The sequence below is a fragment of the Streptomyces sp. BI87 genome (genome assembly GCF_025957665.1).
Classification (GTDB): Bacteria; Actinomycetota; Actinomycetes; order Streptomycetales; family Streptomycetaceae; genus Streptomyces; species Streptomyces albidoflavus.
In genome coordinates this window covers 282,662-308,766 of record NZ_CP110079.1, presented here as the reverse complement: position 1 = coordinate 308,766, position 26,105 = coordinate 282,662, and the positions used below count along the sequence as shown (strand labels likewise).

The 26,105-nt window shown below is 73.6% G+C and carries 25 protein-coding genes and 1 pseudogene; 17 read left to right on the top strand and 9 right to left on the bottom strand.

Annotated features, from left to right (window positions below; translation table 11 throughout):
- Positions 1-43: 43 nt before the first annotated feature.
- Both OIM89_RS01300 and OIM89_RS01295 read right to left on the bottom strand, forming a co-directional pair.
- Positions 44-979, bottom strand: a complete 936-nt coding sequence (locus OIM89_RS01300) for a M56 family metallopeptidase (RefSeq protein WP_030696882.1) — start codon at positions 977-979, stop codon at positions 44-46.
- A 107-nt stretch (positions 980-1,086) separates the two neighbouring features.
- The gene (locus OIM89_RS01295) at positions 1,087-1,653 is read right to left on the bottom strand and encodes a DUF5134 domain-containing protein (RefSeq protein WP_151167420.1); all 567 of its coding nucleotides are present in this window, start codon (positions 1,651-1,653) and stop codon (positions 1,087-1,089) included.
- Positions 1,654-1,882: 229 nt separating this feature from the next.
- On the opposite strand from OIM89_RS01295, the gene OIM89_RS01290 reads away from it, so the two are divergent.
- Both OIM89_RS01290 and OIM89_RS01285 read left to right on the top strand, forming a co-directional pair.
- Positions 1,883-3,577, top strand: coding sequence for an FUSC family protein (locus OIM89_RS01290; protein ID WP_264490893.1), 1,695 nt, complete (start codon positions 1,883-1,885; stop codon positions 3,575-3,577).
- Positions 3,574-4,101, top strand: coding sequence for a MarR family winged helix-turn-helix transcriptional regulator (locus tag OIM89_RS01285; protein ID WP_151167418.1), 528 nt, complete (start codon positions 3,574-3,576; stop codon positions 4,099-4,101). The genes OIM89_RS01290 and OIM89_RS01285 overlap by 4 nt, the downstream gene beginning before the upstream one ends.
- A 33-nt stretch (positions 4,102-4,134) precedes the next feature.
- On the opposite strand, the gene OIM89_RS01280 is transcribed toward OIM89_RS01285, so the two are convergent.
- Entirely contained in the window at positions 4,135-4,527 is a 393-nt protein-coding gene (locus OIM89_RS01280; protein ID WP_047142923.1) for a VOC family protein, read from the bottom strand.
- Between the two features lie 126 nt (positions 4,528-4,653).
- Here OIM89_RS01280 and OIM89_RS01275 point away from each other — a divergent pair, with 126 nt between their 5' ends.
- Complete coding sequence (locus OIM89_RS01275) at positions 4,654-5,205, top strand: GNAT family N-acetyltransferase (RefSeq protein WP_030696877.1); 552 nt, start codon at positions 4,654-4,656, stop codon at positions 5,203-5,205.
- Here the strand turns inward: OIM89_RS01275 and OIM89_RS01270 are convergent.
- Entirely contained in the window at positions 5,189-5,890 is a 702-nt protein-coding gene (locus OIM89_RS01270; RefSeq protein WP_030696876.1) for a glycerophosphodiester phosphodiesterase, read from the bottom strand. The genes OIM89_RS01275 and OIM89_RS01270 overlap by 17 nt on opposite strands.
- A 334-nt stretch (positions 5,891-6,224) precedes the next feature.
- Here OIM89_RS01270 and OIM89_RS01265 point away from each other — a divergent pair, with 334 nt between their 5' ends.
- From OIM89_RS01265 to OIM89_RS01250, 4 genes are all read left to right on the top strand, one after another.
- Complete coding sequence (locus tag OIM89_RS01265; RefSeq protein ID WP_030696875.1) at positions 6,225-7,673, top strand: DUF6421 family protein; 1,449 nt, start codon at positions 6,225-6,227, stop codon at positions 7,671-7,673.
- A gap of 5 nt (positions 7,674-7,678) precedes the next feature.
- Entirely contained in the window at positions 7,679-8,446 is a 768-nt protein-coding gene (locus OIM89_RS01260) for an SDR family oxidoreductase (RefSeq protein ID WP_023415808.1), read from the top strand.
- Positions 8,443-9,513, top strand: a complete 1,071-nt coding sequence (locus OIM89_RS01255) for a threonine aldolase family protein (protein WP_030696873.1) — start codon at positions 8,443-8,445, stop codon at positions 9,511-9,513. Before OIM89_RS01260 ends, OIM89_RS01255 begins: the two co-directional genes overlap by 4 nt.
- A gap of 85 nt (positions 9,514-9,598) precedes the next feature.
- The gene (locus OIM89_RS01250; protein WP_047466766.1) at positions 9,599-10,216 is read left to right on the top strand and encodes a transglutaminase-like domain-containing protein; all 618 of its coding nucleotides are present in this window, start codon (positions 9,599-9,601) and stop codon (positions 10,214-10,216) included.
- Between the two features lie 76 nt (positions 10,217-10,292).
- Here OIM89_RS01250 and OIM89_RS01245 read toward each other — a convergent pair whose 3' ends face one another.
- A complete protein-coding gene (locus tag OIM89_RS01245) occupies positions 10,293-11,024 on the bottom strand; it encodes a lysophospholipid acyltransferase family protein (protein WP_030696871.1) in 732 nt (243 codons plus the stop codon).
- Between the two features lie 268 nt (positions 11,025-11,292).
- On the opposite strand from OIM89_RS01245, the gene OIM89_RS01240 reads away from it, so the two are divergent.
- The 6 genes and pseudogenes from OIM89_RS01240 to OIM89_RS29935 all read left to right on the top strand — a co-directional run.
- A complete protein-coding gene (locus tag OIM89_RS01240; protein WP_264491766.1) occupies positions 11,293-11,682 on the top strand; it encodes a thioredoxin family protein in 390 nt (129 codons plus the stop codon).
- An 84-nt stretch (positions 11,683-11,766) separates the two neighbouring features.
- The gene (locus tag OIM89_RS01235; RefSeq protein ID WP_030696869.1) at positions 11,767-12,351 is read left to right on the top strand and encodes a flavin reductase family protein; all 585 of its coding nucleotides are present in this window, start codon (positions 11,767-11,769) and stop codon (positions 12,349-12,351) included.
- 201 nt (positions 12,352-12,552) lie between these two features.
- Positions 12,553-13,338: an electron transfer flavoprotein subunit beta/FixA family protein gene (locus tag OIM89_RS01230; RefSeq protein ID WP_003952263.1), complete on the top strand. Its 786-nt coding sequence runs from the start codon at positions 12,553-12,555 to the stop codon at positions 13,336-13,338.
- Positions 13,339-13,431: 93 nt separating this feature from the next.
- Positions 13,432-14,394, top strand: a complete 963-nt coding sequence (locus tag OIM89_RS01225) for an electron transfer flavoprotein subunit alpha/FixB family protein (RefSeq protein ID WP_030696868.1) — start codon at positions 13,432-13,434, stop codon at positions 14,392-14,394.
- Between the two features lie 183 nt (positions 14,395-14,577).
- On the top strand, positions 14,578-15,879 hold the full coding sequence (locus OIM89_RS01220) for a DUF6986 family protein (RefSeq protein WP_195730020.1): 1,302 nt from the start codon (positions 14,578-14,580) through the stop codon (positions 15,877-15,879).
- Between the two features lie 87 nt (positions 15,880-15,966).
- Positions 15,967-16,215: pseudogene (locus OIM89_RS29935) on the top strand (DUF664 domain-containing protein); the annotation flags it as partial.
- Between the two features lie 34 nt (positions 16,216-16,249).
- Here the strand turns inward: OIM89_RS29935 and OIM89_RS01215 are convergent.
- The gene (locus OIM89_RS01215; RefSeq protein ID WP_195730019.1) at positions 16,250-17,290 is read right to left on the bottom strand and encodes a LacI family DNA-binding transcriptional regulator; all 1,041 of its coding nucleotides are present in this window, start codon (positions 17,288-17,290) and stop codon (positions 16,250-16,252) included.
- Positions 17,291-17,547: 257 nt separating this feature from the next.
- Here OIM89_RS01215 and OIM89_RS01210 point away from each other — a divergent pair, with 257 nt between their 5' ends.
- The 3 genes from OIM89_RS01210 (at position 17,548) to OIM89_RS01200 (ending at position 20,908) form a co-directional block, all read left to right on the top strand.
- Positions 17,548-18,519 (top strand): ROK family protein, encoded by a 972-nt coding sequence (locus OIM89_RS01210; RefSeq protein ID WP_238470239.1) that lies wholly within the window; start codon positions 17,548-17,550, stop codon positions 18,517-18,519.
- Positions 18,520-18,720: 201 nt separating this feature from the next.
- Entirely contained in the window at positions 18,721-19,743 is a 1,023-nt protein-coding gene (locus tag OIM89_RS01205; RefSeq protein ID WP_175458451.1) for an NUDIX domain-containing protein, read from the top strand.
- A gap of 184 nt (positions 19,744-19,927) precedes the next feature.
- Entirely contained in the window at positions 19,928-20,908 is a 981-nt protein-coding gene (locus OIM89_RS01200; protein WP_047466772.1) for a threonine/serine dehydratase, read from the top strand.
- Between the two features lie 72 nt (positions 20,909-20,980).
- On the opposite strand, the gene OIM89_RS01195 is transcribed toward OIM89_RS01200, so the two are convergent.
- Positions 20,981-22,351, bottom strand: coding sequence for a dipeptidase (locus tag OIM89_RS01195; protein WP_264490892.1), 1,371 nt, complete (start codon positions 22,349-22,351; stop codon positions 20,981-20,983).
- A gap of 160 nt (positions 22,352-22,511) precedes the next feature.
- On the opposite strand from OIM89_RS01195, the gene OIM89_RS01190 reads away from it, so the two are divergent.
- A complete protein-coding gene (locus tag OIM89_RS01190; RefSeq protein WP_030696861.1) occupies positions 22,512-23,735 on the top strand; it encodes a geranylgeranyl reductase family protein in 1,224 nt (407 codons plus the stop codon).
- Positions 23,736-24,145: 410 nt separating this feature from the next.
- Here the strand turns inward: OIM89_RS01190 and OIM89_RS01185 are convergent, their stop codons facing one another.
- Together OIM89_RS01185 and OIM89_RS01180 are read right to left on the bottom strand one after the other, a co-directional pair.
- Positions 24,146-24,826: a response regulator gene (locus OIM89_RS01185; RefSeq protein WP_030696860.1), complete on the bottom strand. Its 681-nt coding sequence runs from the start codon at positions 24,824-24,826 to the stop codon at positions 24,146-24,148.
- A complete protein-coding gene (locus OIM89_RS01180) occupies positions 24,823-25,908 on the bottom strand; it encodes a sensor histidine kinase (protein WP_319802333.1) in 1,086 nt (361 codons plus the stop codon). The genes OIM89_RS01185 and OIM89_RS01180 overlap by 4 nt, the downstream gene beginning before the upstream one ends.
- Between the last annotated feature and the right edge of the window lie 197 nt (positions 25,909-26,105).

Genomic DNA, 26,105 nt, shown 5'->3' with positions numbered 1-26,105 from the left:
ACACCACCCTCGCCGGGCGGGCGGACGGGGGAGTGGAGCGGGGTCAGTTCAGGGCGAGGAGACCGGGGCCGAAGGCGACCACCAGCGGCACCACGGGCACCACCGCCGCCGCGGCGGTGAGCCGCAGCCGGTGCATGGGCGCGAGCCGGGCCTGCGGCGCCAGCAACCGGTGCACCCGCTGCGGCAGATGGGCCTCGGGGGCGGGGCTCGGGCCGAACACGCCCCGGTCCTCGTTCAGTTCCACCAGGGCGAGGGCCGTGGTGAGGCGGCCGAAGCGGCGGGAGGCCATGTCGTCGGCGGCCAGTTCCACCAGCCGGTGCATCTCGTCGCGGAACGCCGCGAAGAAGGCCACCTGCGGGAAGCCGTGCGCGAGGGCGGCCGAGATGTGGCGCAGCCAGTCGTGGCGCATCGTGGCGTGGCCCTGCTCGTGGGCGGCGATGGCGTCGAGCTGACGGCCCTTGAGCCGGCGCAGTGCCGCCGTGGTGATCACCAGCTGGGGGGAGGGACCGGGAAGCCACCAGGCGTCGGGCCGGTCGCCCTCCAGCACCACCAGGCGCTCCTGGTCGCGCTCCTCGCCCGGCAGCAGGGGCGAGCGGACCAGCAGGTCGGCCCGGCGCTGCCGGCGGCGCGAGCGCGCCCGGGCGATCTCGCGGGCCAGCATCGCCACCGTCCACACCCCGCCCAGCGCCAGCACCACGGCGGTCGCCGGCGCCCAGGGGCCGTAGGCGCCCAGCGCGTACGCCTCGACGACGGCGTGCGGGGCGGGGGCGAAGACGTGGCCGCGGACCAGGTGCCAGGCGGCGGCGCCGGTGAGCGCCATCGCGAGGAAGCAGCACAGCAGCACCCCGGCGACGACGCACTGCCACACCCAGAGCGCGACGACAGGCTCCCTCTCCCGCCAGTACGCCCGCGCGAGAAGGCGCGGAGCGAGCGCGGCGGTCAGGGCACCCAGCAGCAACAGCGCGACGGGGAGCATCATGTCCACAGCATAGAAGTGGCTTCCGCCTCGGTACCCCGCCGTGTGGCGCCAAGTGACACACGACACGTTTGCCGTCGGGGTGCCGGGCCTTCGCCCGGTCGCCACCGCTACATGGCGAGGAGCATCGACACCATGGCTATCGCCATCGTGAGGCGGCAGACCAGCGCCAGTTCCGCGCGCTCCCCCCATCCCGGCGTGCCGGGCACCGGCCCGGCACCTCCAGGCGCGGTGGCCGGGGCCGGTATGAGGCGGACCCCGGCTAGCAGGGCGTACCCGGCGAAATAGACGAGAAGCAGCCCGGTGACGGCGGGCAGGCCGCCCGGGCCCGCGTGCTGGCCGTGGTGGGCGGCCGGGGCGGCGGCCATCACCAGGCACATGTAGACCATCGCCGCCGAGCCCACGAGGTGGTGCAGGTGGTGCGGGCTGCGCCGGGCCGTCAGGGCCGCGTGGACCCCGGTGGCCGTGAAGGCGGCCGCGCCGGCGAACCAGGCCGCCTCGGGCAGCGTGACGAAGGCGGCCGGGACCGCCATCACCGCCATCCCGAACCCCATCAGCGCCTCGCCCGCCGCGCCCTGCCCCTCCTGGCCGCGCGTGCGCATGCGCAGCAGGCAGTACGCCCCGCTGGCCAGGCAGAGCGCCACCAGCAACCAGGCGGCCGAGACGGGTCCGTGCACGGTGAAGACCTCCCCGGTGGTGCGGTCCGCCCCCGTCGGGCGGTGTCGCAGGTGGTCATGCCCGGGGCTCGCCCGCCCCACCCGGGCGCACGGATGTGCGAAGGGGGGCGCACGGGGTGCCCGGTGAGCCAGGCGTGCGCCTGCGCCCTCGGCTGCTCGCACCCACCGGCCGCAAAGGTAGGTGTATCCAGAAATGTTTCGCGAGTAAAACACCTGCTAAGGTTTTTGTATGAGCAGCACGCCACCCTCCACCTCGCACACCGCGCCGGCGCGGCGCGTCCACCGCCTCCCCCTCGCCGGACTCCTCGCCCTCGGGGCGCCCGCCGACATCTGGTACAAGCGGGCGTACAGCGTGGTCGTCGCGGCGGGGCTGCCCAACATCACGCTGCTGCTCCTCGGCCGGATCGACCTCGCGATGTTCACCATGGCGGGCTCCCTCTGTGCCCTCTACTGCCACAACCTCCCCTACGCGGCCCGCGCGCGGACCCTCGCCGGCGTCTGCGCCGGAATGGTGGGGGGCTTCGCCCTCGCGCTGGTCGTGGCCGCGCTCACCGACTCGCCGTACGTGCTCATCGCCGTCGGCGCGCTGATGGCCGCCGTGCAGAAGGGGGTCTGCGACGCTGTGCGGATCGGCCCGCCCGGCCAGCTGATCCTCACCTTCATCTCCTCCGCCACCCTCTTCACCCCCTCCACCCTCGGCCAGGTGCCCGGCCGCGTCGCGCTCGCCGCCGGAGGCGCCGTGCTCGCCTGGGCGGTCTGCATGGCCCCGGCGCTCGTCCGCCGGCACGGTCCCGAGCGGATCGCGGTGAGCCGCGCGCTCCGCGCCACCGCCGCCTACGTGGCCAAGGTCCGGGAGGCGGGAGCGGAGCACGCCGGCGGGCCGCGCGGCCAGGCCGCCGGCGCCACCCACGCCGCCTGGCAGTCGCTCCTCGCCACCGGCACCCGCACCCCGGTCCGCCGCGACCTGGAACACCTCCTCGTCCACGCCGAGGCCGCGCTGGCCCGCCCGGACGAGAGCGACCCGGCCCTCCTGCGCGACTGGGCGGACCGCACCACCGGCGCCGGGCCCGTGCCCCGCCCGGCCGACGCGGCCGGCACCGCCGACGAACTCGCGGGCGTCGCCGTCGAACGCGCCTACCGGGCGAGGTCCGGCGGTGCGCTGCTGCGCGGATTCCGCCCCGGCTCGCCCCTGCTGCCGATCATGCTGCGCTCCGCCGTGGGCTGCGCCCTCGCCGGATACGTCTCGTACGCGCTCGGCGTCGGCCGGCCGTACTGGGCGATCGTCACCGCCGCCTCGATCTTCCAGGCCAACATCACGCTCACCTGGTCCCGGGGCGTCCAGCGGGTGTTCGGGAACCTCGTCGGCGTGGCCCTCTTCGTCGCCATCGCCCCCCTGAGCCACCTCAACCAGGCGGCCCTCGTGCTGTGCTGCCTCGCCTTCAACTTCAGCGCCGAGGCCCTCATCGGCCGCAACTACTGGCTCGGCACCGTCTGCGTCACCCCGATGGCCCTGCTCATCACCGAGTTCGGCCACTTCCAGAACACCGGGGAACTCGCCCTCGACCGGGTCGTGGACACGCTGGTCGGTGCCGCCGTCGGCATCCTCGCCGCCGTCCTCGTCACCAACCGGCGCGCCACCAGCCTCATCGGCGACGCCCTCGCCGCCACCGCCCGCGCCCAGGCCGAGGCCGACGCCGCGCTGGCGGCCCCCGACGCCGACCCGGTCACCCTGGAGGGCCGGCGCCGCCGCCTCACCGGCGCCCTGGTCGAGTTGCGGAACGCGGTCGACGCGGCCTCCGGCGAATGGTGGCAGCGCGCCCTGCCCCAGCAGGAGGTCCTGCTCGCCGAACAGGCCGCGCACCGTACGCTCGCAGCGACAGTACGACGGCAGGGGCTCCCCGTCCCGAAGGGTGCGAGCACATGAACACCGGTACGGCAGCGCGGCGGCGGGACGGCGACACCGTCGCCGGGGTGATCCGGCAGTGGCAGAGCGTCCACCCCGGCCTCGACACCGCTCCGATGGAGATCATCGGGCGCGTCAACCGCTGCGCCGCCCTCCTCCAGCAGGCCGAGGACGCGCCGCTGCGCCGGGCGGGGCTGAGCCGTGCCGAGTTCGACCTGCTGGGGGCGCTGCGCCGGACCGGCGACGAGCTGACCCCCGGGGAACTGGCCCGCGAGACCTTCTCCTCCGGCGCCGCCGTGACCAAGCGCGTCAAGCAGCTCCAGGAGCGCGGACTGGTCGAGCGCCGCGCCGACACCCGTGACCGCCGCGTCGCCCGGGTCCGCCTCACCGACGCCGGGCGGGCGCTGGTCGACGGCATCCTCCCCGAGCAGTTGGCCTACGAGAAGGCCGTCCTCGCCGGACTGGACGAGGACGGCCACGAGGAACTGACCGGCCTGCTCTCCGGCCTCCTCCTCCAGCTCGAAGGACGGCTCGGCGGGCTGTAAGGGCCCGCGAGGCGCCTGGCCGCCGGGAGGCGGTCAGATGCCGGGGCGGTACCTCAGCGGATGCTCGGCCGGGATCTCCACCAGTACGATCCGGGTGCCGTCCGGGTCGGCGATCCACATCTCGATCAGCCCCCAGGGCTCCTGGCGCGGCTCCCGCAGGATCTCCACCCCGCGCTCCGCCAGCTCCTGGTGGGCGGCGGCCACGTCGGCGACCTGGAGCCAGAGGCACAGGCCCGGAGTGACGGGGTCCGTGGCACGGCCGGAGACCTCCAGGAAGCCGTTGCCGAGGAAGTACACCGTGCCCCGCTCGGGCCCGGTGCCGAACTCGCGGTGGACGGCGAGCCCGAGCGTCTCGCCGTAGAAGCTCCGCGACCGCTCCGGGTCGGCGGGGCGCAACAGGGTCCGGCTGCTCAGCACATGCACCATGCCGCCGAGTCTAGGGGGCCGGCGGACCACGTGCCGGACCGGCCGACGGACGGCCGGGGAAGCGCGTTACTCTCGGCCGTGCCCGCCCACGGCGTGCGCTCCACCGCCCCACGAAAGGCCCGCTCCATGGACACCGTGCCCGCCCCCGCCGCCGGAGAACTGCTCTACCGCGATGCCACCGAGGCCGACGTGGAGCAGCTGGTGGCGCTGGTGGAGTCGGCGTACCGGGGCGTGTTCAGCCGGGTCGGGTGGACCACCGAGGCCGACCTGCTCGAAGGGCAGCGGACCGACAGCCAGGGGGTCCTGGACATCATCCGGGGCGAGGGCAGCCGCCTGCTGATGGCCGAGCGGGACGGCGAGCTGATCGCCTGCTGCCAGCTCGACCACCGCGGGGACCACGCCTACTTCGGCATGTTCGCCGTCCGGCCCGGCCTCCAGGGCGGGGGAGTGGGCCGCCGGGTCATCGCGGAGGCGGAGCGCCTGGCCGTCGAGGAGTGGGGCGTAGGCGCCATGCACATGACGGTGATCTCGGCCCGCGAGGAGCTGATCGCCTGGTACGAGCGGCGCGGCTACCGGCGCACCGGTGAGACCACGCCGTTCCCGTACGGCGACGAGCGGTTCGGCCTGCCGCTCCGCGACGACCTCGCCTTCGAGCTGCTGGTCAAGCCGATCGGCTGACCCCGCGCAGCCGGGCGGCCGCCTCCTTGATCTCCGGGAGGTCGGTGGTGACGCCGTCCGCGCCGAAGGCGAGGGCCAGCCGCAGCTGCTCCTCGGTGTTGACCGTCCAGGTGAAGAACCGCAGGTCGGCCTTGTGCGCCCGCTGGGCGATCTCCAGCGTGAGGCGCCGCAGGTTGAGCACGAGGGCGGTGGCGCCGACGGCCAGGGCCCGGTCCACCACGTCGGTGCCGTAGCGGCTCGCCACCAGCGCGGTCCGGACCCCGGGCAGCAGCCGGGCGGTCTCGGCGAGGGCCTCGTCGTGGAAGGAGATGACCTCGACCCGGTCGGTCAGCTGCCGCTCGGCGAGCACCTCGGCGAGCGCGCGGGCCGCCGCCACGTCCTTGATCTCCGCCTGGAGCGGGGCGTCGACGGCCTCCAGCACCTCCTCGAAGACCGGGACGCGCTCGCCCTGGCCCGCGTCCAGCTCCCGCAGCTCGGCGAGGGTCTTCTCGGCGATCGGGCCGCGCCCGTCGGTGGTCCGGTCCACCTCGGCGTCGTGCATGACGACCAGCGCGCCGTCCTTGCTCAGGTGCAGGTCGAGTTCGATCAGGTCGACGCCGGACCGCTCGGCCCGGACGAAGGACCGCAGGGTGTTCTCCGGCTCGTGGCCCATGGCTCCCCGGTGGCCGATGGTGAGGAAGTTCAAGTTCCGCTCGTTTCGTCGACGGCTGTGCCGCGGCCCGTACCACTCAGGTGCCGCGTCGGCATGCAGCCTAGGCCCTGACCGGCTCTTCCCCCTCGGACGTGGGCGTGTCGCCGCCCCCGGCTTGACGTGCGGGAAAGGCCGGCCGGGGCCACGCTGGAGCTAGCTCCCGCAACGCGGGGCAGGAGGCCCCTGTCTTCCGGCGAGCGGAGGGTGACAGGAAAAACAGCGGCGATCAAGGGGTGTGGCCGCAGTATCTTTCGAGATCCCTTGTGTTGACGTGAGACGTCTGCCTACGGTGAGCCGTACGTGAAGTTCTTCCCGGGAGGTACGAGGCATGACGGAAATTCTTGCGCAGGACGCCGCGCTGGAGGGGCGGACGTCCGGTGACTCGGCTCCCCGCGTCGTGGACGACCCCGCCTGGCCGCTGCTCAAGGAGGCCGTCGAGGAGCTGCGCCTCCTCCAGCAGGCCGACGGCTCCGTCGACCTCGCCGCCGACGGCGCACCCGCCCCGGAGGCGGTCCGCGCCCTCGTCGAGCGCGTGATCGCCGGCGTCGAGGCGCTCGCCCCGCTCCTCCCGCACGACGCCGCGTACCACCGCGCCCTCGTCGCGGACCTCCGCCGCTGGGCCGACGACGGCTTCGGCGTGCCGGACTTCCTGGAGGCGCTGCTCGCCTTCCAGCCCGCCGCCGGGCGGACCGACGGCCTCCAGCACCTCGTCGTCTTCCCGATGTACACGCAGAACGGCAACCCCGACCGCAACTTCGAGGCGGTCGTCCTGCGCATGGTCTGGCCCGACTGGCTGGCCGAGCTGGAGCGCACCCGCTACGACAACCCGCTGTTCTGCGGCATCACCTTCGAGGACTTCACCTCGGGCTACGACACCAACTCGGCCGTGCTCTTCCCCGAGACCGTGGCCGTCCGCGAGGCCCCCGAGCGCTTCACCTGGGGCGGCATCTTCTGCGACCGCGAGGCGGCCCGCTTCCGCAAGGTCACCGAGGCCGCCGTGGACATCCTCGGCCTGGAGCTCCCCGACGACATCCGCGCCCTCGTCGCCGACCAGGACCGCAGCCAGCAGGCGTTCGTCCTGTGGGACATGGTCCACGACCGCACCCACAGCCACGGCGACCTGCCCTTCGACCCGTTCATGATCAAGCAGCGCCAGCCGTTCTGGATGTACGGCCTGGAGGAGCTGCGCTGCGACCTCACCGCCTTCAAGGAGGCCGTGAAGCTGGAGGCCGACGGCTTCCCGCAGGGCCGCGACGTGCAGTACGCGGTCCTCTTCGACCGCATGTTCCGCTTCCCGGTCACCGGCGAGCGCAACCGGAACTACGACGGCCTCGGCGGCCAGCTCCTCTTCGCCTACCTCCACCGCCACGACGTCGTCCGCTGGACCGACAACCGGCTCAGCATCGACTGGGAGCGGGCCCCGCAGGTCACCAACCAGCTCTGCGCCGAGATCGAGAAGCTCTACCGCGACGGCATCGACCGCCCCAAGCTCGTCCACTGGTTCGCCGCGTACGACCTGGTCTCCACCTACCTCGCGCCGCACCCCGGCTCCCGCTGGGCCAAGGGCCCCGACGCCCTCGACCTCACCCTCCCGCCGCGCAAGCTCGTCGACGACGTGCTGCCCGACGAGTTCCCCCTGAGCATGTTCTACGAAGCCCTCAAGAAGAAGCTCAAAGGTGTGATCGCCGCCACGAAGGGGATCACTGCCCAGGACCCGGCAACGGCCGGGGCCGCCAGTGAGACCGGTGCGGACGCCTCCGCCCCGGCGGGAAGGTGACGGCCATGAACGACACACAGCACAGCGCGACCCCGCAGTCCCTCGAAGGAGCCGTCGTCGCGGTCGCCGGCGCGGCCGGACCCGCGGGCCGGGCGACCCTGCTGCGCCTGGCCGAGGCCGGCGCCACCGTGATCGGCGCCGACGCCGACGTGGAGCGCCTGGCCGAGGCCGTGGACGCCGCCCGCTACGCCCACGGCGGCGCCACCGTCATCGGCGAGACCATCGACCTCCTCGACCTGCACGCCACCCAGGACTGGGCCGACCGCGTGCAGAAGGACTTCGGCCGGATCGACGGTCTCGTCCACCTGGTCGGCGGCTGGCGCGGCGGCGCGGACCTCACCGACTCCGCCCTCCAGGACTGGGACCTGTTGGAGAAGCTCCTCATCCGCACGGTCCAGAACACCTCCTTGGCCTTCCGCCCCGCCCTGGAGCGCAGCGACCGCGGCCGCTACCTGCTGATCAGTGCCGCCGGAGCCAGCAAGCCCACCGCCGGCAACGCCGCGTACGCCGCCGCCAAGGCCGCCGCCGAGGCATGGACGCTCGCCCTCGGCGACGCCTTCCGCAAGGCCGGGGGCGAGGACGGCCCCCGCGCCGCGGCTGCGATCCTGGTGGTCAAGGCGTTGGTCCACGAGGCGATGCGCGCCGAGCGCCCCAACGCGAAGTTCGCGGGCTTCACCGACGTGACCGACCTGGCCCAGGCCATCGTCGAGACGTGGGGAGACCCGACCAGGGAAGTGAACGGAAACCGTCTGTGGCTGACCGAGAAGCCGTGAACCCGCCCCGCACCGACGCGCGGCGCCGCCACGATCCGCAGATCCGCGGGTTCGCCAGCGACAACTACGCCGGCGCCCACCCCGAGGTCATGGCGGCCCTCGCCCTGGCCAACGGCGGGCACCAGGTGGCGTACGGGGAGGACGACTACACCGAGCACCTCCAGCAGATCGTCCGCAGCCACTTCGGCGGCTCGGCGCAGGCGTTCCCGGTCTTCAACGGCACCGGCGCCAACGTCGTCGCCCTCCAGGCGCTGACCGACCGCTGGGGCGCGGTGATCTGCGCGGAGAGCGCCCACATCAACGTCGACGAGTGCGGGGCGCCCGAGCGCGTCGGCGGGCTGAAGCTGCTCACCGTCCCCACCCCGCACGGCAAGCTCACCCCCGAGCTGATCGACCGCGAGGCGTACGGCTGGGACGACGAGCACCGGGCCATGCCGCAGGTCGTCTCGATCACCCAGAACACGGAACTGGGCACGGTCTACACGCCCGAGGAGATCCGCGCGATCTGCGACCACGCCCACGAGCGCGGCATGAAGGTCCACCTCGACGGCGCCCGGATAGCCAATGCCGCGGCCTCCCTCGACGTCCCCATGCGCGCCTTCACCAACGCGGTCGGCGTCGACGTGCTCTCGTACGGCGGGACCAAGAACGGCATGCTCTTCGGCGAGGCGGTGATCGTCCTCGACCCGGACACCGCCCGCCACATGAAGCACCTGCGGAAGCTGTCGATGCAGCTGGCCTCGAAGATGCGGTTCGTCTCGGTGCAGCTGGAGGCGATGCTCGCCAAGGACCTCTGGCTGCGCAACGCCCGGCACGCCAACGCCATGGCTCGCCGCCTCGCCGAGGCCGTGGAGACGGTCGACGGCGTGGAGATCGTCCACCCGGTGCAGGCCAACGCCGTCTTCGCCCGGCTCCCGCACGACGTCTCCGAGCGCCTCCAGAAGCGGTTCCGCTTCTACTTCTGGGACGAGCAGGCGGGGGAGGTCCGCTGGATGTGCTCCTTCGACACCCAGGAGGAGGACGTCGACGCCTTCGCGGCCGCCCTCCGCGAGGAGATGGGCCGCTGACCCCGGCACACCCCTAGGACTCATACCTATGCGGCCACCCGTAAATGCATTGCATGCGGGTGGTCGCTCGCCCTAGATTCCGCCCATGCCGTCCACCCTCGCACAACCCTGGAACACGCCCGCCTACCTGCACTCCGACGAGGTCGTCGACCACGGGGCCTCCGTGGTCCGCCGACTGGCCGCAACGCTCGGCGCCGACCGGCTACCCGTGCATGAATATGCCGAAGCCGCCTTCACATACGTACGCGACCGGGTCGCCCACTCCGACGACACCGGCGATCCCCGCGTCACCTGGCGCGCCTCCGACGTGCTGACCTCCGCCACCGGCATCTGCCACGCCAAGGCGCACGCCCTCTGCGCGCTGCTGCGGGCCGGCGGCATCCCGGCCGGGCTCTGCTACCAGCGGCTGCGCCGGAGCGACGAGGAGCCGGCGACGGTCGTCCACGGGCTGATCGCCCTCGCCCTGCCCGGCGGCGACGGCTGGCACCGGCAGGACCCGCGCGGCGGCGAACCCGGCCGCGCCGCCCGTTTCTCCCTCACCGCCGAGCACCTGGTCTGGCCGGTACGTCCCGCACTCGGCGAGGCCGACCTCCCCGGCGTCCACGCCACCGCTCACCCCCGGGTGCTCACCGCCCTCCAGGGCGCCCGGGACCGTACGGAACTGGGCGGGCTGCTCCCGGCCGACCTCGCGGACCCGCGCTGACGGCGGCGGCGCAACGGCGGACGGGCGCCTCCCGTACAGGGAAGCGCCCGTCCGGCGGGGAAGGGCCGACGTGGCGTCAGTCCTTCTGCTCGGCCTCGCGTACCGCCTCCGGGGTCGGCGCGGTGCCGCCCAGGTGGGCCGGCATCCACCAGGTGTCCTCGGGGCCCTTGGGGCGCACCGGGTAGGCGCGCTGCGCCGCCTCCAGCAGCTCCTGCATCCGTTCCCGCAGCCGGCGGGTGATCGCCCCGGCGTACTGGTCGGCGGGTGCCTCCAGCGGCTCGCCGACGCGGATGGTGATCGGGATGTGGCTGCGCCGGAAGTTGCGCGGGTGGCCCTTGGTCCATATCCGCTGGGTGCCCCACAGCGCCATCGGGATCAGCGGGACCCCGGCCTCCTGCGCCAGGCGGGCCGCGCCGGACTTGAAGGACTTCAGCGTGAACGACTGGGAGATGGTGGCCTCGGGGAAGACGCCGATGATCTCGCCGGAACGCAGGGAGTTGAGCGCGTGCGCGTAGGCCGCCTCACCCTTCTTGCGGTCGACCGGAATGTGCTTCATGCCGCGCATCAGCGGACCGGAGATCTTGTGGCGGAAGACCGAGTCCTTCGCCATGAACCGCACCAGCCGCTTCTGCGGCAGCGCCGCCAGGCCGTTGAAGATGAAGTCCATGTAGCTGATGTGGTTGCTGACCAGCACCGCACCGCCGACACGCGGGATGTGCTCGGAGCCCCGGCACTCGATCTTCAGGTCAAGTGCCTTGAACATCGTTTGCGCGGCACCGATGACCGGTCGATAGACGAGTTCTGCCATGTAAGTGGGGACCCTTCTGTACCCGGGGAGGGCTCTCCCGGTGGAAGTTACGGAGCCGTAGGTTTTCGGCGTTGCGCAGATCGTGCCCCAAGAACGGGCCGGAGACCAGCCCCGGTTCCGGTACGCCGAGAGAGCTTCGTCACGTCTGACCTGGTTCTTCCGCGCGCGGAGGGTGAAACGGGTGGCCTTCGTGGGGGAATCAGGAGTGCCCGTCACCGGTTCGGCAGGATGGACGTGACGCGTGGGGCGAGACGAGAGTGAGGCGGCCATGGCGGACGGGCGGGAGACCGCGACCGGCGGTACGGCCGGGGACGGCGGCGAGACGCCGCTCCAGGTGGGCGAGACGCCGCTCCAGGTGCTGGACGCAGGCCGGCTCGGGACCGAGCTGGGGGAGCGGGCCACGCTGGTGCAGTTCTCCACCGCCTTCTGCCAGCCCTGCCGCGCGACCCGGCGTGTCCTCGACGACGTCGCCGCCCTGGTGCCCGGGGTCCGCCACGTGGAGATCGACGCCGAGGCCCACCTCGACCTGGTCCGCGCCGTGGGCGTCGAACGGACGCCCACCGTGCTGATCCTGGACGGCCGGGGTCGCGTGGCCCTCCGCGCCACCGGCGCTCCACGCAAGGCCGACGTCCTGGCGGGGCTCGCCCAAGCCCTGTGACTTCGGCGAACGTCCGCGCGCCCGGCGGCTCGGACCACCCGGTTCCGCTTGACGTGCCGCCCCACCTCTCGTCAGGGTGACGTCATGTCGCCCGCCGAAAACCGCACCGCCCCCCGACTCCCGTCGCCTTCCCCGCCGAACCCCGGGAGCCCGCACGGCGGTACGGAGGGGAACGCGGACGCCGGCGCCCCGCTCGACGGGTCGCCGGAACTCCTGCGGGCCGCGTTCCGGCGCCACCCGGCCGGTGTCGCGGTGATCACCGCGCGCGGGAGCCGGCTCGCCGGATTCACCGCCACCTCGCTGACCTCGGTCTCGGCGGAACCGCCGCTGGTCTCCTTCGGCGTCGGTACGGCCTCCAGCAGCTGGCCGGTGATCGCCGAGGCGGAGCACGTCGGCGTCCACCTGCTCGGCGAGCACCAGCGCGAGCTGGCCGGCACGTTCGCCCGGAGCGGGGCAGACCGGTTCGCGCCGCCGACCCGGTGGCGGGAGGGACCCGAAGGGGTGCCCCTGCTGGAATCGGTGCCCGTGTGGCTGGTGTGCCGTGTGGTGGCGCGGGTCCCGGCGGGGGACCATCGGGTCGTGGTGGCGGAGGTGGTGGCCGGAGATCCGGCCGGACCCGGCCGTCCGCTGGTCCACCACGACGGGCGCTACAACGCCCTGCGGGACTGAATCGTTCCGGGTTGGCCGGCCCCGGCCGGGGTAGGCCAGATCACAGTGCAAAGCGCTTGCTTACCGGGCAGGAGCTGGGTGTACTGACGAGTAATATTTCGGTCGGAGCGCGGTCCGCCCCCATCGGGATTCGCCTCTTCAGGCGCCTATGCTGCGTTCCAGTACGCAGCCAAGAAATGACGATGCAGTAGGAGAGCCGGCGTGAGCTTGAGGATCGTTGTCTGTGTGAAGTACGTGCCCGACGCCACCGGCGACCGGCACTTCGCCGATGACCTGACCCTGGACCGTGACGATGTCGACGGTCTGCTGTCGGAGCTGGACGAGTACGCGGTCGAGCAGGCGCTCCAGATCGCGGACGAGGCGGACGACGCGGAGATCACCGTGCTGACCGTCGGCCCCGACGACGCGAAGGACGCGCTGCGCAAGGCGCTGTCCATGGGCGCCGACAAGGCCGTCCACGTCGAGGACGACGACCTGCACGGCACCGACGTCATGGGCACCTCGCTGGTGCTGGCCAAGGCGATCGAGAAGACCGGCTACGACCTGGTCATCTGCGGCATGGCCTCCACCGACGGCGTCATGGGTGTCCTCCCGGCCGTCCTGGCCGAGCGCCTGGGCGTCCCGCAGGTCACCCTCCTGTCCGAGGTCTCGGTCGAGGACGGCACCGTCAAGGGCCGCCGCGACGGCGACACCGCCACCGAGCAGCTGGAGGCCGCCCTCCCGGCGGTCGTCTCGGTCACCGACCAGTCCGGTGAGGCCCGCTACCCGTCCTTCAAGGGCATCATGGCGGCCAAGAAGAAGCCGGTGGAGTCCCTGGACCTGGAGGACCTCGACATCGAGGCCGACGAGGTGGGCCTGGAGAACGCCTGGACCAAGGTCGACTCCGCGACGGAGCGCCCGGCCCGCACGGCCGGCACGATCGTCAAGGACGAGGGCGAGGGCGGCAAGCAGCTCGCGGCCTTCCTGGCGGAGCGGAAGTTCGTCTGAGGCGCAGCCTCACCGGCCGCAGCGCGCGCGACAGCGCCGGGACCGGCCACCCCACCGCCCTCTCACCCTTCGCAAGCAGGAGATTGAAGTCCCATGGCTGAAGTTCTCGTCTACGTCGACCACGTGGACGGCGCCGTCCGCAAGCCCACCCTGGAGCTGCTGACGCTGGCCCGCCGCATCGGCGAGCCCGTCGCCGTCGCGCTGGGTGCCGGTGCCGCCGACACCGCCTCCGCGCTCGCCGAGCACGGCGCGGTCAAGGTCCTGACCGCCGAGGCCCCCGAGTTCGCCGACTACCTGGTCGTCCCGAAGGTCGACGCGCTCCAGGCCGCGTACGAGGCCGTCTCCCCGGCCGCCGTGCTGCTGCCCTCCTCGGCCGAGGCCAAGGAGATCGCGGCCCGCCTGGCGCTGCGCATCGGCTCCGGCATCATCACCGACGCCGTCGACCTGGAGGCCGGCGACGAGGGCCCGGTGGCCACGCAGTCCGTCTTCGCGGCCGCGTTCACCACCAAGTCCCGCGTCTCCAAGGGCACCCCGGTCATCACCGTGAAGCCCAACTCGGCCCCCGTCGAGGCCGCCCCGGCCGCCGGCGCGGTCGAGGCGCTGACCGTCTCCTTCTCGGAGAAGGCCACCGGCACCAAGGTCGTCTCGCGCACCCCGCGTGAGTCCACCGGCCGCCCCGAGCTGACCGAGGCCGCGATCGTCGTCTCCGGCGGCCGTGGCGTCAACGGCGCGGAGAACTTCGCGATCATCGAGGCGCTCGCCGACTCGCTCGGTGCGGCCGTCGGTGCCTCGCGTGCCGCCGTCGACGCCGGCTGGTACCCGCACACCAGCCAGGTCGGCCAGACCGGCAAGTCGGTCTCGCCGCAGCTCTACATCGCCAACGGCATCTCCGGTGCGATCCAGCACCGCGCCGGCATGCAGACCTCGAAGACCATCGTGGCCGTCAACAAGGACGAAGAGGCCCCGATCTTCGAGCTGGTCGACTACGGCGTGGTCGGCGACCTCTTCGAGGTCGTCCCGCAGCTCACCGAGGAGGTCAAGGCCCGCAAGGGCTGACGACCCCGCGCAGTACGCCCTGAGCCCCCGCCCCCGGCCCACCCGGCCGGTGCCGGGGGCTCCGGCGTACCGTCCGCGGGGTGCCCGCCGTCGCCGGACCGGTGTTGACCGGAGCAGATCACCCGGATAACTTCGCAGTGCGGATCTTTGATTCCGACAAGCGGAAATGAGGAGAGTGTGGGCATGGGTCAGCACGAGCAGGCGGCCACCAGTTTCGGCAGCGGTCTCACCGAGGAGATCGGAGCCCTGCTGGCCCCGGTCGACGCGGAGCTGGAGCGCCGCTACCCAGGCGACCCCGGCACCCGCCAGCCCGTCCACACGGTCTACGTCCCCGCCGACGCCTTCGGCCCCACCACCCTGCGCGACTGGGGCGACGAGGCGCTCGAGGCCCTCGACGCGCACGCTCCCGACGCCGCCTCGTTCGCCGCCGTCCTCGGCCTCGCCGACGACCTGGCCGCACCGGTCTACGACCGCGTCCGCGCCAAGCTCACCCGCGAGCCCGTCGAGGACCTGCGCATCGACTTCGAGGACGGCTACGGCCCCCGCCCGGACGCCGAGGAGGACGAGGCCGCCGTCCGCGCCGCCCGTACCGTCGCCGCCGCCTACGCCGACGGCAGCGCCGCCCCCTACATGGGCATCCGGATGAAGTGCATGGAGGCCGCCGTCCGCGACCGCGGCATCCGCACCCTCGACCTCTTCCTCACCACCCTGCTCGACTCCGGACCGCTCCCCTCCGGCCTGGTCCTCACCCTCCCCAAGGTCACCTACGCCGCCCAGGTCACCGCCATGGCCCGGCTGCTGGAGGCGTTCGAGAAGGCCCACGGGCTGGACGCCGGACGGCTCGGCTTCGAGATCCAGATCGAGACCAGCCAGTCCATCCTGGGCCCCGACGGCACCGCCACCGTCGCCCGCATGATCGACGCCGCCGAGGGCCGCGCCACCGGCCTGCACTACGGCACCTTCGACTACAGCGCCTGCCTCGGCGTCGCCGCCGCCCACCAGGCCAGCGACCACCCCGCCGCCGACCACGCCAAGGCCGTCATGCAGGTCGCCGCCGCCGGCACCGGCGTCCGGGTCAGCGACGGCTCCACCAACGTCCTGCCCGTCGGCCCCACCCCCAAGGTGCACGACGCCTGGCGCCTGCACTACGGCCTGACCCGCCGCGCCCTGGCCCGCGCCTACTACCAGGGCTGGGACATGCACCCCGCCCACATCCCGACCCGCTACGCCGCCGTCTTCGCCTTCTACCGCGAGAGCTTCGAACAGGCCGCCGCCCGCCTCGCCGCCTACGCCAACCGCACCGGCGGCGACGTCATGGACGAGCCCGCCACCGCCAAGGCCCTCGCCGCCCACCTCCTGCGCGGCCTGGAGTGCGGCGCCCTCGACAACGGCGAGGTGGCCCGCCTCAGCGGCCTCACCCGTGCCGACCTGGAGACGTACGCCCGCCCCCGCCGCGCCGAACTGGGCGCCGGGCGGGGAGCCTGACGAAGCGCCGGGCGGGCGCGGCCCTTCCCGCCGCCCGCCCGGCGAGCCCCGCTCGTCAGAGCCGTACACACCCGGCGAGCCCGCCCCATGGCGTCCCACCCGCGCCTCCCGACCCCCGCACGACGCCGACGAACGGGCCCTTCTCACCGGCTGCCCGGACCACCAGCGCGCCACCCTCGCCCGGCAATGCGAGGACCTGACCCCGGACCAGCTCCGCATCCCCGCCGTCCCCGCCGTCGGCCTGCTGGGCCTGGTGCGCCGCGCCTTCGCTACGTCCTCACCCGCATGATCGAGGAGTACGCCCGCCACCACGGCCACGCCGACCTGCCGCGCGGACGCCTGGACGGGAGGACCGGGGAGTGGTGCGGCGCTACCGCCCCGCAGGCGGCAGCTCCCCCGAGCCGCGCACGATCAGCCGCGTCGGCAGCTCCACGCGGCGGGGCCGCGCCGGTTCGCCCTCCAGGCGGCCGAAGAGGAGGTCGGCGGCGGTGCGGCCGATCAGGGCGGCGTCCTGGGCCACGACCGTCACCCCGGGGCGGAGCAGGTCGCCCAGTTCGATGTCGTCGAAGCCGACCAGGGCGACGGGCTCCTCCCGGTCGGCCAGTACCCGCAGCGCGGTGACGGTGACCCGGTTGTTCCCGGCGAACAGGGCGGTGACCGGCTCCGGGCCCGAGAGCAGCCGCGCGGCCTCGGCCGCCACCCGCTCGGCGCCGGTCGGCCCCATCGAGACCCAGCGCTCGTCGACCGGCGCCCCCGCCTCCACCATCGCCTCCCGGTAGCCGCGCAGCCGCTCGGCGGCGGTGTGGATGTGCGGCAGGTCGCCGATGAAGCCGATCCTGCGGTGGCCGTGGGCGAGCAGGTGGGCGACGCCCTCGCGGGCTCCGCCCGCGTTGTCGGAGAGGACCGCGTCGGCCTCGATGCCCCCGGCCGGGCGGTCGACGAAGACCGTGGCCACCCCGGCGGCGATCTCCGGCTCCAGGTAACGGTGGTCCTCGCCCGCCGGGATGACGACCAGGCCGTCCACCCGTCGGGCGCACAGGGCGAGGGCCAGCTCCCGTTCCCGCTCGGGGTCCTCGGCGCTGGAGCCGTTGATGAGCAGGGCCCCGTGGGCGCGGGCGACCTCCTCCACGGCCCGGCTGAGCGGCCCGTAGAAGGGGTCGGCGAGGTCCTCCAGGATCAGGCCGACGCTGGCGGTGCGGCCCTTGCGCAGGACGCGGGCGCTGTCGTTGCGCCGGAAGCCGAGGGCGTCGATCGCCTCGCGGACCCGCCGTTCGGTCTCCACCGTCACCCCGGGTTCGCTGTTGACCACCCGGGAGACGGTCTTCAGCCCCACGCCCGCCCGGGCGGCCACGTCCTTCATGGTGGGGCGGTTGCCGTAACGCGGTGCGGGGCGGCGGACGGTCTGGGCCACGGTGCGCTGTCCTGTCCTCGGGCCGGACGCCGGCCCGGTGCCTGACGTGGCCAGCCGCCCGGCTTCCGGCCCCGCCTGCTGCGGGACGTACGCCCGGCCCGGTCGCGCGAACGGCCGGTCTGGCCCGGCCTGTCGGGGCCGTGGCGTCGAGCATAGAGTGTGGACAACGTTGTCAAACCGGGGGGACAATGGATCAGGACCAAGAGACGTACTCAGGGGCGCCCGCGACGGCCGGTGCCTCCACAGGAGCTCCGACCGTGACCCGTACCGACCTGACCGCCGCGCTGGACATCGGCGGCACCAAGATCGCCGCCGCCCTCGTCGACCGGGAGGGGCGCGTCGTCCGGCGGGCGCAGCGGCCGACCCCGGCGGACCAGGACGGCGAGCGGGTGGTGGCCGCCGTCCACGCGGCGCTCGGGGAACTCGCCGCGCACCCCGACTGGGAGCGGGCCGGAGCGCTCGGCATCGGCAGCGCGGGACCGGTCGACGCCTCGGCCGGCACGGTCAGCCCGGTCAACATCCCGGGCTGGCGCGACTTCCCGCTGGTCGAACGGGTCCGGGAGGTGGTGGGCGCGCGGCCGGTGCGGCTGATCGGCGACGGTGTCGCCGTCGCGGCCGCCGAGCACTGGCAGGGTGCGGCACGCGGTTACGACGACGCGCTCTGCATGGTCGTCTCCACCGGCGTGGGCGGCGGACTGGTCCTCGGCGGCCGCCTCTACGCGGGGCCGAGCGGCAACGCCGGTCACCTCGGCCACATCAGTGTCGACTTCGAGGGCGACCTCTGCCCGTGCGGCGGCCGGGGGTGCGTCGAACGCATCGCCAGCGGCCCCCACATCGCCGCCCGGGCCCTGGCGGAAGGGTGGCGACCCGGGCCCGACGGTGACACCTCGGCCGCCGCGGTGGCCGCCGCCGCCCGTGCCGGTGACCCGGTGGCCCGGGCCTCCTTCGCCCGCGCGGGCGGCGCGCTGGCGGCCGGGATAGCCGCCACCGCGACGCTGACCGAGGTCCGGATCGCGGTGATCGGGGGCGGGGTGGCGGCCGCGGGCGAGGTGCTCTTCGCCCCGTTGCGCCGGGCGCTCGACCAGTACGCCACCCTTGCCTTCGTCCGCGGCCTGACGGTGGTTCCGGCGCGGACCGGGACGGACGCCGGGCTCATCGGGGCGGCCGCCGCCGTTCTCCGGGAGGACGGCTGGGGCGGATCGGCGGAGAGCCGCCGGCAGGCCGCCTGACGGGGCGTACGCCGTCACAGGTGCGGGGCGCGTGTGAGGGCCGAGCGCGGTGGGCCCGCCAGTCGTGCAGCCCGGCGCACGGGCGCTTGGAGGGGCGCACGACCGGCGCATTCGGCGGCGGGCGGCCCTCTCTGAACGCGGTGGGTTTCCGTGGCACTGTGGGGCGGGCAAGCCACTGGCGTCTACGGATGAGGGGGAACCGTGATCATCTGGGTCAACGGTGCGTTCGGGGCGGACCAGACCGCCGTGGCGAAGGAACTGACGGAGCTGCTCCCGCGGAGTGTGCTCTTCGACCCGGAGACGGTCGAGGAGCAACTCGTCCGGCTGCTGCCACCGAAACGGCTGGCCGAGGTGGCGGACCTCCAGGAGCTCCCGATGTGGCGGCGGCTGGTCGTCGACACCGCCGCCGCGCTCTTCGCGGAGACCGGCGGCGACGTGGTCGTCCCCGGCAGCCTGCTGCGCCAGGAGTACCGGGACGAGATCTTCGGGGCTCTCGCCGCCCGCCGCATCACCGTCAGCCACGTACTCGTAGACCCTGGCGAAACGATCCTGCGGGCGCGCTCCGCCGAGACGCCGACCGGGACCCGGACCGCCTCCCGCCCTCCGCACGATCCCGCCGCGTACGGTGCCGTGCTCGCCGCCTGGCTCGCGGCGGACGCCCACGTCCTCGACACCCGGGGGCTCTCGCCCGCCCAGAGCGCACGGCGCATCGCCGACCTGCTCCACGAAGGCGGCGCGCGCACCTGCGACATCGTCCAGACCCCCCAACCGACGGCCGAGACCGTCGCCTCCGGAGTCCTGCTCTTCGACGAGCGGGAGCGGGTCCTGCTCGTCGACCCGACCTACAAACCCGGCTGGGAGTTCCCCGGCGGGATAGTCGAACCCGGTGAGGCGCCCGCCGCCGCAGGGGTGCGCGAGGTCGCTGAGGAGACGGGGCTGAGCCTGGAACAGGGCCGGCTGCGCCTGCTGGTCATGGACTGGGAACCGCCGATGCCGCCCGGCTTCGGCGGCCTGCGGCTCCTCTTCGACGGGGGACGGCTGGACAGCCGCGCCGCCGCCTCGATGCTGCTGCCCGGCCCGGAACTGCGGGCCTGCCGGTTCGTCGGCCTCGACGAGGCCGAGGGGCTGCTGCCGCCGGTACGGTTCGAACGGTTGCGGTGGGCCGTGGCGGCGCGGGGGACCGGGGGGCCGCTGTATCTGGAGCGGGGGGTGCCGTTGAGGTGAGGGTGGTCCCCCGCCATGCTGTTGAGGGCCGATGCGGCCCGACCTGCGCAGGGCTGCCCGGCGGCCGGGTGCGGCTCCCCGTTGCTGAGGAACCCCGGCTGCTCACCGCTCAGTTCATGACGACGGATCGACGGCGCCGCTCGACCACCCGGGCCCGCCCCAAGACCACCTCCAGGGGGCGGCCGTGCCGCAGACGCGTCTCGACACCGCGCGCATTCTGGCGGCCCGCCGGCTGATCGACCCGGTCTTCCTCGACACGCCCTTCTACCGGTGCGAGGCGCTGGAGCCCCGCCTCGGGTGTGCGGTGAACATCAAGCTGGAGACGGCCAACCCGGTGCGCAGTTTCAAGGGGCGCGGCACCGAGGTGGTGGCGAGTCTGCTCGCCGACGCGGGCCGGGGGGCAGCGGTGTGCGCCAGTGCGGGCAACCTCGGGCAGGCCCTCGCCTGGTCCGGGCGTACCCGGGGCCTCGACGTGACCGTGGTGGCCTCCCGCAGCGCGACCGCGGCCAAGCTCGACCGCATCCGGGCCCTGGGCGCGACGCTGGAACTGGTCGACGGCGACCACGAGTCGGCTCGCGAGCGGGCGGCGGACCTCGCCCGGCACGCGGGCATCCGTCTGCTGGAGGACAGCCTGGACCTCGAGACCTGCGAAGGCGCGGGGACCATCGGCTGGGAGCTGGTGAACTCCGGTCCGCCGTTCGACACCGTCGTACTCGCCCTCGGGGGTGGGGCGCTGGCCACAGGGGTGGGTCACGTACTCAAGGAGCTGGCGCCGCACGTCGAGGTGGTCTGCGTGCAGGCGCTGGGCGCACCGGCGTTGGCGTACTCCTGGCGCCGGCGCCGCGTCGTCACCACCCCGTCGGCCGACACCATCGCGGACGGGGTGGCCGGACGGTTTCCGATCCCTGCCGTCCTGGACGATCTCCTCCTGGTCGCCGACGACGTCGTCCTGGTCCGGGAGGAGTCGATCGTCGCGGGGATGCGGTTGCTTCTCGACCACGCCGGTCTCGTCGTCGAGCCGTCGGCCGCGCTCGGCGTCGCCGCGCTCCTCGAAGACCGCGACCGCTTCGCCGGCCGTTCCGTGGCGACGGTTGTGTGCGGCAGCAATGTCGACATGGCCGCTCATCGCCGCTGGACCGGCGGGGCGCAGGCGCGCGAGCGCTGACCTGCGCCGCGCCGGGGTGCCGCGACGGGCCCGTCACGGGTTCGCCGCGGGCCCCGCCCGGCTGAGGGCCGGTCAGCCGGTGGCGGCGGCCGTCCGGGCGTAGTTCTGGAGGAAGTACGCCTCCGTCACCGCGAGCCGCTCCAGTTCCTCCGGGGAGACCGACTCGTTCGGGGCGTGGATCTGGGCCTCGGGCTCCGAGAGGCCGATGAGGAGGATCTCGGCCTCCGGGTAGAGGGAGCCGAGGGTGTTGGTGAGGGGGATCGAGCCTCCCTGGCCGGCCTCCTGCATCTGCTCGCCGGGGTAGGCGGCGGCCATCGCCTCGGCCATGGCCCGGTACGCGGGGCTGCTCGTGTCGGCGCTGAAGGGCTGGCCCTCGCCGATCTGCTCGACCCTGACCCGCGCGCCCCACGGCACGTGGCGCTCCAGATGCGCGGCCAGCAGCTTCATCGCCTCGGCCGCGTCCACCCCCGGCGGAACCCTCAGGCTGATCTGGGCCCGGGCGCTCGCCTGCACGGACGGCGTGGCCCCGACCACCGGCGGGCAGTCGATGCCGACGACGGTGACGGACGGCCTGGCCCAGATGCGGTCGGCGACCGTGCCGCTTCCCGTCAGCCGGACGCCGTCGAGGACCTTCGCGTCCTTGCGGAACTCCTCCTCCGGGTACTGGAGGCCGGGCCAGACCGCGTCGTTCGCCAGACCTTCCACCGTGGTGGAACCGTCCTCGTCGCGCAGCGAGTCCAGCACGCGGATGAGCGCCGCCAGCGCGTCGGGGGCGGCACCGCCGAACTGGCCCGAGTGGAGGTTGCCCGCCAGCGTGTCCACGGTCAACCGCGCCATGGCCATGCCGCGCAGGGTGGCGGTGACCGTCGGCACGCCGAGGCGGAAGTTGCCGGTGTCGCCGATGACGATCGCGTCGGACCGCAGCAGCTCGGGGTGGGCCTCGGCGTACCGCTCCAGGCCGCCGGTGCCCCGCTCCTCGGAGCCCTCCGCGATGACCTTGACGTGGACCGGGACCCCGTCGGCCGCCTTGAGCGCCCGCAGGGCCAGCAGATGCATGATGAAGCCGCCCTTGCAGTCGGCGGCGCCGCGCCCGTACCAGCGCCCGTCCCGCTCGGTCAGCGCGAAGGGCGGGGTGACCCAGGCGGCTTCGTCCAGCGGCGGCTGCACGTCGTAGTGGGCGTAGAGGAGTACGGTGCGCGCGCCCTCGGGGCCGGGCAGGTAGCCGTAGACCGACCGGGTGCCGTCGGGCGTGTCGAGCAGAGCCACGTCCTGGAACCCCTCGCCACGCAGGGCGTCGGCCACCCAGTCGGCCGCCGCCTCGCACTCCGCACGGGGGAACTGCTCCTCGTCCGCCACCGAACGGAAGGCCACGAGTTCCGTGAGCTCCTCCTTCGCCCGCGGCATCAGCGCGGCGACGGTCTCGGCGATCGGAGTGGACGGCATGGGCACGCTCCTGGTGGGTGCGACGTTGAACGAGTGGCGCGCGGATGGGCGCGCGTCGAATGCACGGCCGATCCTCCCACAGCGGCCGGGGGACGGCCGCGGTCGTAGGATGCCCGTGGACAGGCGCGGCAGGAAGCTGGATCGGGAGCGGTAGACCATCGTGAGCAGCGAGAACTCAGCCGGTGACGACCGGCAGGTGTGGGACGTCGTCGTGGTCGGGGCAGGCCCCGCGGGAGCGTCGGCGGCCTACGCGGCGGCCGTGGCGGGGCGTCGCGTCCTGCTGCTGGAGAAGGCGGAACTGCCCCGCTACAAGACCTGCGGCGGCGGCATCATCGGCCCCTCCCGGGACAATCTGCCGCCCGGTTTCGACCTGCCCCTCCAGGACCGCGTCCGTGCGGTGACCTTCTCGCTGGACGGGCGCTTCGCCCGTACGCGCCGGTCCCGGCAGATGCTCTTCGGCCTCGTCAACCGCCCCGAGTTCGACCAGCGGCTGGTCGAGGCGGCGCAGAAGGCGGGGGCCGAGCTGCGGACCGGCGCGACCGTGCTCCGGGTGGAGCAGCACGGTCCGGCCGTACCCGACCGGCGGACCGTCGCCGTCTTCGTGCAGACCTCCGGGCCCGGCGGCCAGCGCGCGGAGGAGACGCTGCTGGCCCGCGCCGTGGTCGGGGCGGACGGCAGTGCCAGCCGGATAGGCGCACATGTCGGGGTGAAGCTCGATCAGGTCGACCTCGGGCTGGAGGCGGAGATTCCGGTGCCCGAGACCGTGGCCGAGGACTGGCAGGGGCGGGTGCTCATCGACTGGGGGCCGATGCCCGGCAGTTACGGCTGGGTCTTCCCCAAGGGGGACACGCTGACCGTCGGTGTCATCTCCGCCCGTGGCGAGGGCGCGGCCACCAAGCGCTACCTCACCGACTTCATCGCCCGGCTCGGCCTGGCCGGGTTCGAGCCCTCGCTCTCCTCGGGACACCTGACGCGCTGCCGGACCGACGACTCGCCGCTCTCCCGGGGGCGCGTGGTGGTCTGCGGGGACGCGGCCGGGCTGCTGGAGCCCTGGACGCGGGAGGGGATCTCGTACGCGCTGCGTTCGGGGCGGCTCGCGGGGGAGTGGGCGTTGCGGATCGCCGAGGCCCATGACGCGGTGGACGCGCGGCGGCAGGCTCTCAACTACGCCTTCGCCATCAAGGCGGGGCTCGGGGTGGAGATGGCTGTGGGGCGACGGCTCCATCAGCTCTTCGCCCGGCGGCCCGGGGTGTTGCATGCGGCGCTGACCGGGGTGCGGCCTGCGTGGAACGCCTTTGCCAAGGTGACGCGTGGGGGGACCACGCTGGGGGAGCTGATTCGGAATCATCCGGTCGCGGCGCGGATGCTCGCTGGGCGGGAGTGAGGCTGGCGCCTCGGGCTTCGGCTGGGGGTCTGTTTCGGCTGGGCTCCGTCTTTCGCCTGGGGTCGGCTTGACCGTGCCGGTCACTGACGGGCCCTCGGGCGCCGGCCGGGCTGTCTTCGGCCTGAGCTCCGGATCGACCGTGGCGGTCACCGATGGCCTCAAACGCCGGCCGGGCTACAGGGGTTCGCGGTTTCTCCGGTGCGGGGGTGGGGTGGGGCCGCGCCGGGGTACCTCCTCACAAACTGCAGGGTGCGGGGTCAATCGGAGTATGGCTGCCTCGTGTGCAGTTTGCTGCGGGGGCACCCCGGCACGTTCCCACCCCACGGTCTCGTACGCGGCCGACCGCCGGTGGGAGGGAGGGGCCCTGTTGGCGCAGGCGGGTTCCGTGTCGGGGGCGGAGGGTCTGCGGGCTACTTTCGGGGGGTCGGGTCGGCCAGGCCGTTTTCCCAGGTCCAGGCGGCGATGCCTACGCGATTGCGGGCTTTCAGTTTGGTCTGGATGTTGGCGATGTGGGTTTTGGCGGTGCCTGGTGAGATGGAGAGGTTTTCGGCGATCTCGGCGTTGGTGAGGCCCTTGGCGACCAGCCGGGCGGTCTCGGTCTCCCGGGCGGTGAGAGGTGACAGGGGTGGGGGTGCTGCCGGGGTGGGGGAGGGGGCGAGGGTCTGGAGGAGCCGGACGGTGATCTGGGGGCTGATGAGGATGTCGCCGGACATCGCGGCTCTGACCCCCTCGATCAGCAGGCCGGGGCCCGAGCGCTTGAGCAGGAATCCGCAGGCGCCGTCGTGCAGTGCCGTGCGCACGTAGTTGTCGTGGTCGAAGGTGGTGACGACGAGGACGCGTATCGGGTCGGGTACCCCGGGGCCCGTGAGGCGGCGGGTGAGTTCGAGGCCGTCCACGCCCGGCATGCGGATGTCGGCGAGGACCAGGTCGGGCCGCAGGGCGCGGGCGAGGTTGACGGCGGCGAGGCCGTCCGCCGCCTCGCCGACGACGCTCATGTCGGGCTGCGAACCGAGGATCAGGCGGAAGCCGCTGCGTACGTCCTCCTGGTCGTCGGCGATCAGGATGCGGGTCGGGCCGAGGGGCGTCGTCATGGTGTCTCTTCCGGGAACGTGGCAGGCAGGACGGCGGTGAGCTGCCAGCCGCAGTCGCCGTGCGGCCCGGCCGAAAGAGTTCCGCCGAGCGTCTGGGCGTGCGCGGTGAGAGCGGGGAGGCCGAGGCCACCCCGGGGAACGCGGCGGCGGGCCGGGGTGGAGCGGGCGTCGCCGTCGTCGGTGACCCGGAGCTCCACAGCGGCGGCCGTGGGGGTGAACACGACGGTGACGCGGGAGGCGTCGGGGGCGTGCCGGCGCACGTTGGTCAGCGCCTCGACGACGATGCGGTACGCCACGGTGCCCACCTCGCGCGAGAGTGCCTCAGAGACCGGGAGAGGCAGGTCCAGGTGCGCTTCGGTGGCTCCTGCTGACGTGAAGTCCTCGATCAGGGAGGGGAGGTGTGCAACGCCGGGGAGCGGCTCGGTGGCAGGCGCCGCTTCCGGGCCGTGCAGCATCTGTACCGTCCGGTCCATCGCGGCCAGGGCGCTCAGACCGGCCTTCTCTATGCGCTCCAGGGCGAGTACCGCCTGAGAGGGGTCGGTGGTGGCGACGAAGCGGGCCGCCTGGGCCTGGACGACGATCCCGCTGATGTCGTGGGCGACGAAGTCGTGCAGATCGCGGGAGAGCTGAAGACGCTGGGCACTGCGTGCCTCGGCCACCGCGCTCCGGCGACGCCGTTCCTGGCGGCGGGGGTAGGCGCCGGCCGCCACTGCGGCGACCGCCGGAAGCAGCCAGAAGGTGGCGATGCCGACAGCTTCCGGAAAGGACTCACCCGCGACCAGCGGCAGCGGCCACAAGGCCACCGCGAGAGCGGTCAGCGGAACGGCGACCGTGAGCTCCCGCAGAGGCGACCACCGGGTGACCACGCCCAGGAGAAGCAGCAGGACGGCGACCTCCGCCAGCTTCCAGCCGCCCCCTGGACCCGCCTCCGGCAGGGCGAAACTGGTGACCAGGGAGAGCACCGCACAGACCGTGGCCGGGCGGGCGAGGCGCCCGAGCCGCTGACGAACCGTGACACGCGGACGGGCGACCACCCACACCAGCGTGGCTGCGGCCGCGACCGACGGCAGCGCCCCCAACACCCCGGCAATCAGGCCGGTTGATTCCCCTAATTCCCCCATGGGGAGCAGCGTACGGGCGGGCGACGCGGCCACGCTCTCTGCCGAACGGCAGAGAAGAGCCGGGCGGCGGCGCGATCTTTCTGCCGACCGGCGGATGGGAACGAGGGCGCTTCAGCGGTGAGCCTTGACCCGTCCAACCCACCACGGCAACACAAACG

Coding starts and splice junctions, on each gene's coding strand:
- OIM89_RS01300 (WP_030696882.1), bottom strand. CDS start 979: ATGATGCTCCCCGTCGCGCTGTTGCTGCTGGGTGCCCTGACCGCCGCG.
- OIM89_RS01290 (WP_264490893.1), top strand. CDS start 1,883: ATGAGCAGCACGCCACCCTCCACCTCGCACACCGCGCCGGCGCGGCGC.
- OIM89_RS01285 (WP_151167418.1), top strand. CDS start 3,574: ATGAACACCGGTACGGCAGCGCGGCGGCGGGACGGCGACACCGTCGCC.
- OIM89_RS01280 (WP_047142923.1), bottom strand. CDS start 4,527: ATGGTGCATGTGCTGAGCAGCCGGACCCTGTTGCGCCCCGCCGACCCG.
- OIM89_RS01275 (WP_030696877.1), top strand. CDS start 4,654: ATGGACACCGTGCCCGCCCCCGCCGCCGGAGAACTGCTCTACCGCGAT.
- OIM89_RS01265 (WP_030696875.1), top strand. CDS start 6,225: ATGACGGAAATTCTTGCGCAGGACGCCGCGCTGGAGGGGCGGACGTCC.
- OIM89_RS01260 (WP_023415808.1), top strand. CDS start 7,679: ATGAACGACACACAGCACAGCGCGACCCCGCAGTCCCTCGAAGGAGCC.
- OIM89_RS01250 (WP_047466766.1), top strand. CDS start 9,599: ATGCCGTCCACCCTCGCACAACCCTGGAACACGCCCGCCTACCTGCAC.
- OIM89_RS01245 (WP_030696871.1), bottom strand. CDS start 11,024: ATGGCAGAACTCGTCTATCGACCGGTCATCGGTGCCGCGCAAACGATG.
- OIM89_RS01240 (WP_264491766.1), top strand. CDS start 11,293: ATGGCGGACGGGCGGGAGACCGCGACCGGCGGTACGGCCGGGGACGGC.
- OIM89_RS01235 (WP_030696869.1), top strand. CDS start 11,767: ATGTCGCCCGCCGAAAACCGCACCGCCCCCCGACTCCCGTCGCCTTCC.
- OIM89_RS01225 (WP_030696868.1), top strand. CDS start 13,432: ATGGCTGAAGTTCTCGTCTACGTCGACCACGTGGACGGCGCCGTCCGC.
- OIM89_RS01220 (WP_195730020.1), top strand. CDS start 14,578: ATGGGTCAGCACGAGCAGGCGGCCACCAGTTTCGGCAGCGGTCTCACC.
- OIM89_RS01195 (WP_264490892.1), bottom strand. CDS start 22,351: ATGCCGTCCACTCCGATCGCCGAGACCGTCGCCGCGCTGATGCCGCGG.
- OIM89_RS01185 (WP_030696860.1), bottom strand. CDS start 24,826: ATGACGACGCCCCTCGGCCCGACCCGCATCCTGATCGCCGACGACCAG.